The sequence below is a fragment of the Flavobacterium kochi genome, assembly GCF_048286715.1.
Lineage (GTDB): Bacteria > Bacteroidota > Bacteroidia > Flavobacteriales > Flavobacteriaceae > Flavobacterium.
In genome coordinates this window covers 72,369-86,589 of record NZ_JBLVPW010000001.1, presented here as the reverse complement: position 1 = coordinate 86,589, position 14,221 = coordinate 72,369, and the positions used below count along the sequence as shown (strand labels likewise).

Genomic DNA, 14,221 nt, shown 5'->3' with positions numbered 1-14,221 from the left:
GTATAGTATTTTTTACTAGGCAAAGTTATTATTTTGGATTTTTAAACTTAAATTAGCTCACTATTTCAGTGAATAAAAGTATTATATGGATATATGGCAGGTTTTAGTTCTGAATTATACTTTGAAAAAGACTTTTAACAGTAAAATACACTATGGAAAATTTAGACAATATAGATTTACAGATCTTGAGACAGCTGCAAGAGAATTCGAATATCAATACCAAAGAGCTAGCCAGTAAATTATTTCTAACGGTCACGCCGGTTTATGAGCGTATAAAGAGGCTTGAACGAGATGGTTATATTATGAAGTATGTTGCTTTGTTAGACAAGAAAAAATTAAATCGTGGTATGATCGTTTTTTGTAATGTACGACTAAAGGAACACGCGAGAAATGTGGGGAGTAATTTTGTAAAGGATATTGTAGCACTTTCAGAAATTATAGAATGTTATAATATTGCAGGGGACTATGATTTTATGTTGAAGATTTTGGTGGAGGATATGTCTAGTTATCAAGATTTTGTGATGAATAAATTATCAACTATTGAGAATATAGGAAATACGCATAGTGTTTTTGTGATGGGAGAAATTAAGCATAGTACAGCATTGGCAATTTGATTGTTTATAAACTTGATCCGTCTTTTTTGGATGTTTGGCAGCAACAATTTAACTGTTGTTTTTTGGCTTTGGTTTTTTTAATTCCAAGCCAAAATTAAACTGTAGCATAAGAGTTTGATCAGAAGGAATTACAAAGCTTCTTTTCTTTATAAAATATATCTATTTCTGTATCTTTGAAAACAAATCCTAAAAAAAAACCATGAACTGGGAACAACTTTTATCACTAAGACGACAAGGCGACAAGGGCAAAAGATTACGTGTAGAACAAGATGATACCCGCTTGGGTTTTGAGGTTGATTATGATCGTATTATCTTCTCGTCCGCTTTTAGAAGTTTACAGGATAAAACGCAAGTTATTCCGTTGTCAAAGATTGACTTTGTGCACACCAGATTGACACATAGTTTAGAAGTTTCAGTTGTTGGTCGTTCTTTAGGACGATTGGTTGGTAAAAAAATAATAGAAAAATATCCGCATTTGAAAGAAGTTCACGGGTATCACATGAATGATTTTGGGGCTATAGTTGCTGCAGCATCTTTAGCTCATGATATTGGAAATCCTCCTTTTGGACATTCGGGTGAAAAAGCAATCGGAGAATATTTTTCCATTGGAAAAGGGCAGCAATACAAAGACCGGCTTACTGAAAAAGAATGGCAGGATTTAATCGATTTTGAGGGAAATGCGAATGGATTTTCAGTACTGACTGCCAGTCGTCCCGGAATAGAAGGGGGACTGCGAATTTCGTATGCGACTCTTGGCGCTTTTATGAAATATCCAAAGGAAAGTTTGCCGAAAAAACCAACCAAGGATATAGCCGATAAAAAATATGGTTTCTTTCAAACTGATAAAGCTTTTTTTCAGGATGTGGCTTGTGATATGGGTTTAATGCCAAATAAATCAGGAGATAATATTGGTTTTGAAAGGCATCCATTAGCTTATTTAGTAGAAGCGGCAGATGATATCTGTTATACCATTATTGATTTTGAAGACGGAATCAATTTAGGATTAGTTTCCGAGGATTTTGCTTTGGAATATTTAATAAAATTGGTAAAAGACAGCATCGATACTTCTAAATATAAGACTTTAGAAACCAAAGAAGACAGAATTAGTTATTTGCGCGCTTTGGCAATCGGCAGCTTAATTAATGATGCAGTGAAAGTTTTTATCGAAAATGAAGCATTAATTCTGGAAGGTAAATTTCCATATGCTTTAATGGATAAAAGCAAGTACAAAGCACAGATGGATGATATCATTAAAATTAGCGTCAAAAATATTTACCAAAGTCGTGAAGTTATTGAGAAAGAAATCGTCGGTTATCAAATCATACAAACTTTGTTGGATACGTTCATCACGGCTTTCAATAATAAATTCATCGGAGAGGCATCAAACTATGATGCTTTAATCATGAAAATGTTACCCGAGAAACATCATTTGGAAAAAGAAAACCTTTATGGAAGGTTACTCCATATTTGTCATTATGTTTCGCTTTTAACCGATGGAAATGCGCTCGAATTATTTGAAACTATTAATGGGAGAAAAAAAGCGTAATTGTTTAGAAAACATATACTATTCCAACACCTAAGAGTTGTTTTAGTTGCGCTTTTGGACCTTCAGTAACTTGATTTCCATCAATTTCTTTTTTGGTTTTTATATCATCATCATAAACTAGTCGCGTTCCTATATTTGCTTTTACATATTGGTTTACTACCAGGTCTACCGTTAAATCGCAATCGACATCTACATTGCCGAATTTATTGATATAATCTGAGTATAAACTCAAACGATTTTCTATATTGATGTTTTTGGCAATTTCTTTTTTATAGAAGCTGGTCATCAAAAAACCAAGTTCGGTTTTTGATTTTTTACCTTCAGAAATTAAAATTCCATTACTGTCATAAGTCGCTTTTTCAACACCAAAAGCACCTTGATTGGCTAATTTTTGATCTAAAACCAATGTCGTTTTAAAAGTAAAAGGTGAAATATAGAATATTCTGTTTTTATCTTTACTCGTGTTTTCAGCTCCCATCCCCATAAAAGCATAGGCCGGAGCTAAAGGTTTTGATTTGGCAATTTCTGTATTTGGATACGAATAACCATTTGAAAATTGTGAGCTGAAGTTAAATTTTGCGGTGTGATACCAATTAGAAAGAGTGTCATTTCGATAACCAAATGAGGAATTAAATCGTATTGCATCTTCGGTTTTCCTTATTTCGATTCCATCTTGTTTGTTTAAACCATAACGAATAATAAGTTCGTTTACCCATTTGCGATTTTTTCTGGCGTAAACTCTTGTGAAATCACCTTTAAGCAATCCAGATATGGAGTTTGTTCCACCGGCACTCCAATTGACAAAAGCAATTTCGGAGAGGTAGAAACCTAAACTATTTTTTTTTGTCCACGGTGATACGGTATAAACAGGAATCGGCGGGTATATTTTTAGTGCAACTGTCAGGGGTTCCATCGCAGTTACTTTTACCAGTGTTGTTGATGGTATAAGCCCTGCTGTTATTGGTGTTGTTGATATCTCTTGGGAAAAACTATTTATAGAAATTGTTAGCGAAAGGAAGAGTAAGACTTGGGATAGTAATTTCATAAAAAAGTATTAATTTAAGGGTACAAAATAATTATTTTAATAACTTGAAAAAAGTATTTCAAGACTTTTAACGTCAATTTTACAATATTGTTGTAGTTCGGCAACAGTTCCCTGTTCGATAAATTCATCAGGAATGCCAAGAACGGTTATTTTTGAATTATAATTATTCTCGGATGCAAATTCAAGGATTGAACTTCCAAAGCCACCTTTTATTACGCCGTCTTCTATTGTGACTATAGTTGCAAAGGTAGTGAAAATGGAATGTAATTCATTTTCATCTAGTGGTTTGACAAAAGAAAAATCATAATGTGCAATGGTTGTTGGATGTTTTGTTTTGGCTATAGCCAAAGTGATATTATTACCAATTGTTCCATTAGATAAAACGGCTACTTTCGAACCTTCTTTAAGGCAAATACTTTTTCCAATTTCTATTTTTTCGTACTTTCCAAGATATTGAGTTTGCCAATCTGGTATGAGACCTCGACCTCGCGGATAACGAATGGCAATAGGTTGATTTAATCCCAATTGTGCAGTATATAGAATGTTTTGCAATGCTATTTCGTTCCTTGGAGCATAAACAATGATATTTGGGATGCAACGCAAATACGCCAAATCGAAAACACCGTGATGTGTTGCGCCGTCTTCGCCAACTAAGCCTGCTCTGTCTAAACAAAAAATTACTGGTAGATTCTGTAAAGCCACATCATGAATCACCTGATCATAACCTCTTTGTAAAAAAGTAGAGTAAATATTGCAGAAAACAATCATGCCTTGTGTTGCCATTCCGGCTGCTAAAGTCACTGCATGCTGTTCGGCAATTCCCACGTCAAAAGCACGTTTTGGAAATGCATCCATCATGAATTTCAAGGAGCTTCCTGATGGCATTGCAGGGGTGATTCCAATAATTTTTTCGTTTTTTTTAGCTAAATCTAATAGCGTCAAGCCAAATACATCTTGGTATTTTGGAGGCAAATTTTCTTCGGATTTGAGATGGATTTCACCTGTGTTTGCATCAAATTTTCCAGGGGCATGGTATTTCACCTGATTTTCTTCAGCTTGTTGCAATCCTTTTCCTTTTGTCGTAGTAACATGGAGGAATTTTGGGCCTTTAATTTTTTGTAACCGCTTTAATTCCTTGATTACTGCAGAAAGATCATGTCCGTCTATTGGTCCTGAATAATTAAAATTCAAAGACTTAATCATGTTATTTTGTCTCGGGTTTTTTCCTTCTTTTACAGCAGTTAGGTATTCTTTTAATGCACCTACGCTTGGATCAATTCCAATAGCGTTGTCATTAAGAATTACCAACAAATTAGCATCGGTCACTCCCGCGTGATTTAGGCCTTCAAAAGCCATTCCTGATGCGATGGAAGCATCTCCGATTACGGCTATGTGCTGTTTATTGTAATCGCCTTTCAAATTGGAAGCAATTGCCATTCCAAGAGCTGCTGAAATAGAAGTAGAGGAATGGCCTACACCAAAAGCGTCATAAATACTCTCACTTCTTTTTGGGAAACCTGAAATTCCGCCTAATTGTCTATTGGTATGAAAACTTTCTCTTCTTCCGGTCAGTATTTTATGTCCGTAGGCTTGATGGCCTACGTCCCAGATCAATAAATCGTTTGGTGTTTCAAAAACATAATGCAATGCAATCGTCAATTCTACAACTCCGAGACTTGCGCCGAGATGTCCTTCTTTTACAGAGACGATATGGATAATGAAATCACGTAACTCTTGAGCAACTTGAGGAAGTTGGGCTTCCTCGAGTAAGCGTAAATCGGCTGGGTTATTTATGTTTGAAAGTAAATTATCTGACATGAAGCAAATGTACGAATTGAATTCTTATTTTTGTACCTATGATAAATCCTTTCACCGACGAATATTTTATGAAAAAAGCTTTGCAGGAAGCTGAAATGGCTTTTGAAAAAGATGAAATTCCTGTTGGAGCTGTTATTGTTATTGATAATAAAGTGATCGCAAGAGGTCATAATCTTACCGAAATGCTCGTTGACGTAACGGCTCATGCCGAAATGCAGGCTATTACTGCCGCCGCAAATTTTCTGGGAGGCAAATATTTAATTGGTTGTACACTTTATGTGACATTAGAGCCTTGTCAAATGTGTGCGGGCGCTTTGTACTGGAGTCAGATTTCGAAAATTGTTTTTGGTGCAACCGATGAAAACCGAGGTTTTACAAAAATGGGAACGCAATTGCATCCTAAAACGACTGTTGTTCGGGGAGTTTTGGCTGAGGAAGCTTCGGACTTAATGAAGCGATTTTTTGTTAAGAGAAGAGAATGATTAGATAGGACAACAGTTATTTTACTTTATATCCTTCAAGCAAATAAACAAGCATATTTCTGACATGCTTTTTATTTCTGAATTGTCTTATAATTACAGGCGTGTTAATTTTTTTAAACATCATTTTGTATTGCTCACGGGGATCGCTAAAATTATTGGAAACGGTAATAAAATAGGCGTCATCGCCATATTTTAGTTTCTTTCTGTATTTATTTAGCCATTCATAGGTATGGATATCCTCTAATTTTCCGACAGCAATAAAATCTAAATGCAACGGTTGTGCAATATAATTATCGATATGTGCACCTGGAAACCATTTGTTGTTAATGATAAAAGTAGTTGTCGTTTTTTCTGATTGAATGTCTTTTTTGTATATTTTTTTAAACTCATTCATAAAGAAATTCCAATCATACATATCCAGTGTAACATCACCTTTGCCAAACGATTTTTCTTTTTCACTCCCAAGGGTGCCCGGAAAGTAATTGATTAACAGAATTCCGGAAATTGTTATTGCCAGTATGAAAATACAAGAAGAAAGGGCTAATGTATGTAATCTTAGATTTTTATTTTTTAAAGTTTGTACTTCATCAGCAAGGGAACAAGCCGTGAGTATGATTAATGCCATAAATGCAGGTCCGGACCAATGTGGAAGCGTATCTCTGAACCATGACATAAAAAGCAGCAAAAAAATTAATGGAATACTTAATAAAAGAAGTATTCTTTTGATTGGCGTTGAGATACTGGTTTTGTTTTTCCAAAGCGCAATTAGTGCTATAATAAACAAAAAATAATTAATGGGGTTGTTGTAAAAAATACCTCCAAAAAATTCTCTAAAAAAACTACTGGGATTAATACCTCTGTTAATGGAAACTCTGTTACTATGAAAAGTATAGGTAATGAAATGATTATTAATATTCCAGATTAATATGGGTGAAATAATTATTATAGTGATTAATGCCGAAAGATAGAGGTGTTTATTAGCCAGCAGCGCCCTTTTATAACATAAAATATACAATCCAAAACCGAACCATAGAAACACGCCATGTATTTTACTCATAGTACACAGGCCAGCAACTAATCCAAAAAGTAAAAGATTATAATTTAGATTTTTATCCGTTTTGGTAGCGGATACAATTTTGATAAGTAAAGAAATGCCGATCGTCCAAAAAAATAATTGGGGGGAATCAGGCATAATAAAAACACCTGCAATTATACTCGAATAAAAAGAAGCAGTAAACAATAAAGCTGCGATAAAACCTGCTTTTTCATTCTTTATATTTTTGCAAATCGTATAAATCAAATAGGTGTTAACTCCTGCTAAAATAATCGAACCTAAACGAATGAAAAGTTCGTTTGTAAAAAACAAATTGAATGTTGTCAATCTGATAAGTAAGGCAACTATAGGTGGATGGTCGAAATAATTCCATTGTAAATGTTGGGCATAAGTAAGGTAATAAACTTCATCGTTGCCTAGCCCTGTTGTAATTGCAGTGATCACCCTAACTGCAGTGGCGATAAATATCAGTAAAAATAGCTTGTACTTTTCTATCATTATAATTTAAAGGTATACAGTTTGTTTGCGCTAAAATTCCATATAATCACAAGAATTGTAACGATTACTTTGCATGCATAAAAATTTATTTTAGTGTTTTTTTGAAGCAAATAAAGCAAAATTGTATTTAATGCAAAACCTATAACTGAAATAATTAAAAAACTAAGAAACTGAGATGCAACATGGCTATTGTTATTGTGAAAAGTAAAATATCTGTTGAGAATATAATTGTTTACAACGGCGAATGAAAATCCCAAGGCGTTAGCAACATATTTATTTAGTCGCAATTTTTCTTTACAAAACCAAGTAATGCAGAAATCGATTACAAGACCTGTGAAACCAACCAATCCAAATTTTATAAATATAATGAAATCCATTTATCCGTTGGTTATTGAAGAGTTCGGAAAAGTAGTGCCCCAAGGCTTTAGTATTAAACGGCTTTGTTTAGTAACTATTTTGATAATTTTCAAACTAATTGTATCGTACCAAACTACAGACAAAGAGGCAAACAAAATCCCTATTAAGGCTCCACCAAATACATCTATTAAAAAATGATGGGCTAAATATATTCTGGAATATCCTATTAAAAGCCCAAAGGCCAATGAAAAAACACTAATGCGTTTACTTGTAAAATAAGTGGAAAAAATTGTGGCCATTGCAAAAGCAGAAGCGGAATGGCCAGAAGGGAAACTACGAAATCCCACTCTACTGTTCACAAAAGTATCTAAATAAAATTTATATTTATGGGCTGCAAAATATACACTTGGCCTAGGTGCAGTAATAATTGTTTTGAAAATTTGGGAAAAGAAACCGGAGACTAAGTAAGCCAGTATTAAAAGTAAAGCTAGTTTTCTATGCTTTTTAAAAAAAACAAGGATTAGTGAACTAACTAAAAAAGTGAACATACCATCTCCCAAAAAAGTGATATTCTGAAAGAAGATTTTTAAATTTTGTGTGTGAAAACTATTCAAAAAAATAAAACCTTCAGTTCTTGAAAGAACGCACAAAGAAACAGCAATAGTTATTGTCAACAGCAAATTAATTTTATAAAACAGACTGTTTTTATGGAGTATGATCAAAAGTGCATTCATTTTTAAAAAATATATTTTCGCAAAATTAACCGGTTGCTGTACTCTTAATCGAAATTAAATATTATAAAAATAAAATCAAATCGTAAAACTAATGTTAGCGGAGAGATAGTTTCGATGAGTCAGCTGTTTTATTTTTATTAAATGATTGATTATAAGTAAATTGAGAAAACGCAAAAATGAAATTCAATGTATTGGGATCTTTGGAGTCTGTTTTTGTAGATGAATAGCTAGATATCGAAGATTCGGAGAACCTGAATGCTTCTAAAAAAAAAGACATAAAAAAACCGCCAATCTTACGAAAGGCGGTTTAATTTATTCTATAACAACATTTTCTTTTTTGTCGTAGAAATGATATTCTAAATACGTGTAAGCGTCACGAGGTATGATTTTCACCCACTTTTTATGTTCAAGAAACCATTTTGAACGTAATGATGGAAAACCTTTGGTAAGGTATGCAGCCACAAATGGATGTACATTAAGGACAACTTCTTTGTGGTTTTTTAAAACTCTTTCTAAATCGGAAGCAATTTTATCAATGATTAATATTGGAGCTTCAATTTCTCCATGTTCATTGTTTGGATCTTCTTCTCTAGTTTTAATATTTACTTCTGGTCTTACTCTTTGTCTTGTAATTTGAACTAATCCAAATTTGCTCGGAGGTAAGATTTTATGTTTTGCTTTATCGTCGCTCATTTCTTCCCTTAGGAATTCGAACAAAACTTTGCGATTTTCTGGATTAGACATATCGATAAAATCAACTACAATGATACCACCCATATCACGAAGACGCAATTGTCTTGCGATTTCAGCAGCAGCAATCATATTAACTTCCATGGCTGTATCTTCCTGGTTGGTAGCCTTATTAGAACGGTTTCCACTATTTACGTCTATAACGTGCAAAGCTTCAGTATGTTCGATAATAAGATAAGCCCCTTTACTCATGGATACTGTTTTTCCAAAAGAAGTTTTGATTTGTCTCTCTATGTTATATTTCTCAAAAATTGGCGTGTCATTTGATTGATAAAACTTAACAATGGATTGTTTTGAAGGTGCAATTTCTTGCAGATAATCCTTCGTTTGGTTGAACAACTCTTCATCATCAATTTGAATACCACTAAAGGTATCATTAAATACGTCTCTTAATATTGAAGATGCTCTGTTGAGTTCTCCTAATACCTTGGACGGATGATGAGCAGTTGGTAATTTTTTACACATTGCAGTCCATCTGCTTAGCAGGTTCTGCAAATCTTTTTCTAATTCGGCTGTATTTTTGCCTTCGGCTACTGTGCGAACAATAACACCAAATCCTTTTGGTTTGATGGATTGTACCAATCGTTTCAAGCGTTCTTTTTCCTTTTTGTCTTCTATTTTTTGAGAAATAGAAACACGGTCAGAAAACGGAACTAAAACTATAAATCTTCCGGCAAGAGAAAGCTCAGCGCTAATTCTTGGACCTTTAGTAGATATTGGTTCTTTGACGACTTGTACTAAAATAGATTGATTGGCACTTAATACATCAGTAATAGTACCATCTTTGTCTATTTCTTTTTCAAACTGAAAGTTTTTTAGGGAGAAATCTTTTAATTTACCTGCGCTTACAAGTTTTATGAATTTCAGTTGGGAAGATAAATTAGGACCTAAATCGTGATAATGTAAAAAAGCATCTTTTTCGAAGCCTACATTTACAAAAGCAGCATTAAGTCCAGCAACGGGTTTCCTAATTTTGGCAATAAAAATATCACCAACTTGGAAGTTGCTTTTTTCTTCTTCTTTGTGTAATTCAATTAGTTTTCCATCTTTTAATAAGGCAAAATCTACTGCATCAGAACTAGATCTAATGATTAATTCTTTATTCACGCTGTAAATTTTTATCTATTCGCCGAAGCGAACAAATGGATTAAACAATATTTTAACAGGTATTGAACCCGGTAGGAGAATTAGCTGGCAGTTTTCAGTTGGCAGTTAAACCTGTAATCTGCCTTCGTATGTCTGATGTCTAATTTTCCAAATTTCAATGAACGTTTAAAAAGAAAAAAGTAGTTTAAAACTACTTTTTCTTTTTGTGACGGTTAGCTCTCGCTCTTTTTTTACGTTTGTGAGTCGCTACCTTATGTCTCTTTCTTTTTTTACCGCTTGGCATATCTTGAAGATTTTATGATTAATTAATATTATTTTGCTTCGTTGTTTATTTTCACTCCTTCAACAAAAACCTTTGCAGGTTTGAAGGCTGGAATGTTGTGTGCAGGAATTTTTATTGTTGTATTTTTAGAGATATTTCTACCTGTTTTTTCAGCTCTAGTTTTTACGATAAAACTTCCAAAACCTCTTAAATAAACATTGTCTCCAGTTTCTAATGAATTTTTTACTTCATTCATAAAAGTCTCTACAGTTGCTTGCACATCTCCTTTTTCAAGACCTAATTTTTCTGAAATTTTTGCTACGATATCTGCTTTCGTCATTTTCTTTCCTATTTATTATGTTGTACTATTTTTTTGAGTTTGCAAATATAGGAATTTAAAAAACAATTATTCAAGCTAATTCATTAAATTTTAATAACATAAACTTTTACTTTTGCCAACAAATAATTAAAACATGACTTTTTCTAACTTGTTAATACAATGGTATTTACGAAACAAGCGCGATTTGCCTTGGCGAAATACTGCCAATCCGTACCCTATTTGGCTGTCGGAAATTATGCTGCAGCAGACAAGAGTCGCCCAAGGGATGCCTTATTTTCTGTCTTTTACAGCCGCGTTTCCTACTGTTTTTGATTTGGCGAAAGCCGATGAAGAGCAAGTTTTGAAACTTTGGCAAGGTTTGGGATATTATTCTCGTGCACGGAATTTACACAAAACGGCTCAGCATGTAGCGGATGAATTGTCAGGTATTTTTCCTACTACTTATAAGGACTTGTTGAAACTAAAAGGAATTGGAGAATATACTGCTGCTGCAATTGCTTCTTTTTCTTACAATGAAGTGGTTCCTGTTGTTGATGGAAATGTGTTTCGGGTTTTGTCGCGTTATTTTGATATCGAAACAGATATTGGTGCTGCTTCCGCCAAAAAGGAATTCGCCGCTTTGGCTTTTGAATTAATACCGAAAGACAATCCCGCCATTTTCAATCAGGCCATCATGGAGTTTGGTGCTTTGCAATGTGTTCCAAAAAGTCCTAATTGCAGTATTTGTGTTTTTAATGAAAGTTGTGCCGCTTTGCAAAAAAACAAAGTAGATCAGTTGCCGGTAAAGTCTAAGAAACTGAAAGTAAGGAATCGCTTTTTTAATTATTTGGTTGTCAGTGATGAGAATGAAAATACAATAATTCAAAAGCGAACTGATAAAGGAATTTGGCACAATTTGTATGAATTCCCTTTGATTGAAACTGAAAAAGTAGAGGGTTTTGATTTTATTACGAAACGTGTTCAAAAGGAATTCTTTACAAATAATGGTGTTGTCAGTATAATGGAGTGTAATGAAAAGAGTATCATTCATAAGTTATCGCACCAACATTTGCATATCAAGTTTTGGAAAGTAACTATAAAAGGAGCAATCGAAAACGGAATAGATGCTGCAACTTTAAAAGCATTTCCCTTCCCAATTGCGATTCATAATTTTATTGAAAAGGATTTATAAAGTTTCTAAAAAAATGTATCTTTGATAGAAATACAATTCTACTATTATGAATGGGACGTTGAATAAGGTTATGTTGATTGGTCATCTTGGCGATGATGTCAAAATGCATTATTTTGACGGAGGAAATTGTATCGGTAGATTTCAGCTGGCGACAAACGAAATCTATATTAATAAGACAACCAATGAAAAGATCACTTCTACGGAATGGCATAATTTGGTCGTGCGTAATAAAGCGGCTGAACTTTGTGAAAAGTATCTTTCAAAAGGAGATAAGATATATGTGGAAGGCCGATTAAAATCACGTCAATGGCAAGCTGAAGACGGATCTACTAAATATACAACAGAAATTCAAGTGACCGAGTTTACTTTTTTATCTACGAAGAAGGATAACGAGAACAATAAACAAATTCAAAATCCGGAATCCGTAAAAAATACTAACTTTGACGCGCAAAACAACGGTTTGCCAGTCAATGATTTGCCGTTTTGATTGTTTAACTAATCTTTTTTAATTTGGACCCAGAGCCCAGTTATTTTGCTTACGCCATAGACACTGACTTCGTGTTTGGTTTTGTTGGGATATTTGCCTTACTTTTTTGTTCCGCAATAGTTTCAGGAGCAGAAGTCGCATTGTTTTCGTTGTCTCAAAAAGACATTGACGAAACATTGCATGAAAACATTTCAAAAGGAAAAATTATTTCTGACCTTTTGGAAAGACCTAAAAAGCTTTTAGCTACGCTTCTTGTCGCTAATAATTTCATCAACATTGGAGTTGTTATCTTGTTTTCATTTGTTGGAAAAAACCTGTTTGCTGCAGTGGCTTCACCTATTTTAAAATTTATTCTTGAAGTAATTGTTGTTACTTTTCTACTGTTGTTATTTGGAGAGGTTTTGCCAAAAGTATATGCGAGCAGAAACAATATTAAGTTTGCCAAGTTGATTGCATATCCTATTGCAGTGCTTGATAAATTGCTTTCCCCTTTAAGTTTGCCTATGCGAGCCGCCACGGTGTATTTGCATAATAAACTAGGAAAACAAAAAACAAACTTCTCTGTAAATCAATTGTCTCAGGCATTAGAACTCACAGCAACGGATGAAACTTCCTCCGATGAACAAAAGATATTAGAAGGAATTGTGAGTTTTGGAAATACGGATACGAAACAGGTGATGAGTCCCAGAATTGATATTTTTGCTTTGGAAATAGACGAGTCGTTTTCAGTTATTTGTCCAAAAATTATTGAAAAGGGATATTCCAGAATACCTGTTTATAGAGACAATATCGATCAGATCGAAGGCGTTTTGTTTGTGAAAGATTTACTCCCGCACATTAATACAAGTGAATTTGATTGGAAGTCATTATTAAGAGAGCCGTTTTTTGTTCCTGAAAATAAAAAATTGGACAATTTGTTGAAAGATTTTCAAAGTATGAAAAGTCATTTGGCCATTGTAGTTGATGAATATGGCGGAACTTCTGGTTTGGTTTCTTTGGAAGATGTAATTGAAGAAATCGTTGGTGATATCAGTGACGAATTTGATGATGAGAATATCAATTTTTCTCAAATTGATGATAAAAATTACCTTTTTGAAGGAAAAATAAACCTCAAAGATTTCTATAGAATTATTGCTGTAGATGAAGAATTATTCGAAATTAAAAAAGGAGAAGCGGAAACATTAGCTGGATTTATACTTGAAATTCTAGGGAATTTTCCTAAAAAAGATCAGAAGATAACATTTGCAAACTGCCAGTTTGTGGTAGAAGCGGTAGATAAAAAACGAATTAAACAAATAAAAGTAACGATTGAATAATTAAAAATGTTTAAAAAAATAATCACTTTTTCAACAATACTACTATCCTTTTTAAGCATTAGTTGCAAAGACGATGTTGTGCCAAAACCATCAGGTTATTTACGATTGGATTATCCGGAAGCAAAATATGTAAATTTCGAAAATGAATGTCCCTTTGCTTTCGAGATGAATTCGGAGGCTGTTATCAAAGGAGAAAAAGAGTGTGGATTTACCATTACGTATCCAAAAATGAAAGCCACTATTTATCTGACTTATAAGCCAGTGAATAATAATATTAATAAATTGTTGCGGGATGCTCAAAAACTTACTTATGAGCATGTTATAAAGGCAGATGACATATTAGAACAGCCATATTTAAACCCTCAAAAAAAGGTGTATGGTATGTTTTATCAGGTTGATGGGAATGCGGCGACTAATTCACAGTTTTATGCAACGGACAGTATAAAACATTTTGTAACCGGCTCTATTTATTTCTATGCTAAACCTAATTTTGATTCTATTATGCCAGCAGCAAGTTACGTTAAAAATGACATGCAAAGATTAATGGAAACCTTAAAGTGGAAATAAGATAAATACTTAAAAGAACTGAGGAAGTATTGTTAGACCTATAAAAAAAGCTTCTCAGTTGAGAAGTTTTTTA

Annotated in this window: 14 protein-coding genes; 7 read left to right on the top strand and 7 right to left on the bottom strand. The window is 33.6% G+C overall.

The genetic code is table 11. The features are described from left to right. The first annotated feature begins 152 nt into the window (after nucleotides 1-152). Both ACNQGH_RS00445 and dgt read left to right on the top strand, forming a co-directional pair. On the top strand, nucleotides 153-614 hold the full coding sequence (locus ACNQGH_RS00445; protein ID WP_417954014.1) for an Lrp/AsnC family transcriptional regulator: 462 nt from the start codon (nucleotides 153-155) through the stop codon (nucleotides 612-614). 199 nt (nucleotides 615-813) lie between these two features. Further along, nucleotides 814-2,160, top strand: coding sequence for a dGTP triphosphohydrolase (gene dgt / locus ACNQGH_RS00440; protein WP_417954013.1), 1,347 nt, complete (start codon nucleotides 814-816; stop codon nucleotides 2,158-2,160). A gap of 4 nt (nucleotides 2,161-2,164) precedes the next feature. Here dgt and ACNQGH_RS00435 read toward each other — a convergent pair whose 3' ends face one another. After that, nucleotides 2,165-3,205 carry a DUF3078 domain-containing protein gene (locus tag ACNQGH_RS00435; protein WP_417954012.1) on the bottom strand — a complete coding sequence of 347 codons (1,041 nt, stop codon included), beginning with the start codon at nucleotides 3,203-3,205 and terminating at the stop codon, nucleotides 2,165-2,167. Between the two features lie 36 nt (nucleotides 3,206-3,241). Next, entirely contained in the window at nucleotides 3,242-5,023 is a 1,782-nt protein-coding gene (locus ACNQGH_RS00430) for a 1-deoxy-D-xylulose-5-phosphate synthase (RefSeq protein WP_417954011.1), read from the bottom strand. Nucleotides 5,024-5,061: 38 nt separating this feature from the next. Here ACNQGH_RS00430 and ACNQGH_RS00425 point away from each other — a divergent pair, with 38 nt between their 5' ends. Next, nucleotides 5,062-5,505 carry a nucleoside deaminase gene (locus ACNQGH_RS00425; protein WP_417954010.1) on the top strand — a complete coding sequence of 148 codons (444 nt, stop codon included), beginning with the start codon at nucleotides 5,062-5,064 and terminating at the stop codon, nucleotides 5,503-5,505. A gap of 16 nt (nucleotides 5,506-5,521) precedes the next feature. Here ACNQGH_RS00425 and ACNQGH_RS00420 read toward each other — a convergent pair whose 3' ends face one another. From ACNQGH_RS00420 to ACNQGH_RS00400, 5 genes are all read right to left on the bottom strand, one after another. Further along, a complete protein-coding gene (locus ACNQGH_RS00420) occupies nucleotides 5,522-7,057 on the bottom strand; it encodes an ArnT family glycosyltransferase (protein WP_417954009.1) in 1,536 nt (511 codons plus the stop codon). Beyond that, nucleotides 7,057-7,434, bottom strand: coding sequence for a GtrA family protein (locus ACNQGH_RS00415; RefSeq protein ID WP_417954008.1), 378 nt, complete (start codon nucleotides 7,432-7,434; stop codon nucleotides 7,057-7,059). The genes ACNQGH_RS00420 and ACNQGH_RS00415 overlap by 1 nt, the downstream gene beginning before the upstream one ends. Next, entirely contained in the window at nucleotides 7,435-8,148 is a 714-nt protein-coding gene (locus tag ACNQGH_RS00410) for a phosphatase PAP2 family protein (protein ID WP_417954007.1), read from the bottom strand. Between the two features lie 312 nt (nucleotides 8,149-8,460). Further along, nucleotides 8,461-10,005 carry an Rne/Rng family ribonuclease gene (locus ACNQGH_RS00405; protein ID WP_417954006.1) on the bottom strand — a complete coding sequence of 515 codons (1,545 nt, stop codon included), beginning with the start codon at nucleotides 10,003-10,005 and terminating at the stop codon, nucleotides 8,461-8,463. Nucleotides 10,006-10,316: 311 nt separating this feature from the next. After that, nucleotides 10,317-10,607, bottom strand: coding sequence for an HU family DNA-binding protein (locus ACNQGH_RS00400; RefSeq protein ID WP_016989051.1), 291 nt, complete (start codon nucleotides 10,605-10,607; stop codon nucleotides 10,317-10,319). A gap of 133 nt (nucleotides 10,608-10,740) precedes the next feature. Between ACNQGH_RS00400 and mutY the strand changes: the two genes are divergently transcribed. The 4 genes from mutY to gldD are packed head-to-tail and all read left to right on the top strand — an operon-like array spanning nucleotide 10,741 to nucleotide 14,148. After that, on the top strand, nucleotides 10,741-11,778 hold the full coding sequence (mutY, locus tag ACNQGH_RS00395; RefSeq protein ID WP_417954005.1) for an A/G-specific adenine glycosylase: 1,038 nt from the start codon (nucleotides 10,741-10,743) through the stop codon (nucleotides 11,776-11,778). Between the two features lie 46 nt (nucleotides 11,779-11,824). Continuing rightward, complete coding sequence (locus ACNQGH_RS00390; protein WP_417954004.1) at nucleotides 11,825-12,265, top strand: single-stranded DNA-binding protein; 441 nt, start codon at nucleotides 11,825-11,827, stop codon at nucleotides 12,263-12,265. A 23-nt stretch (nucleotides 12,266-12,288) separates the two neighbouring features. Beyond that, on the top strand, nucleotides 12,289-13,581 hold the full coding sequence (locus ACNQGH_RS00385; RefSeq protein WP_417954003.1) for a gliding motility-associated protein GldE: 1,293 nt from the start codon (nucleotides 12,289-12,291) through the stop codon (nucleotides 13,579-13,581). Between the two features lie 6 nt (nucleotides 13,582-13,587). Beyond that, nucleotides 13,588-14,148, top strand: a complete 561-nt coding sequence (gldD, locus tag ACNQGH_RS00380) for a gliding motility lipoprotein GldD (RefSeq protein ID WP_417954002.1) — start codon at nucleotides 13,588-13,590, stop codon at nucleotides 14,146-14,148. Nucleotides 14,149-14,221 lie beyond the last annotated feature (73 nt).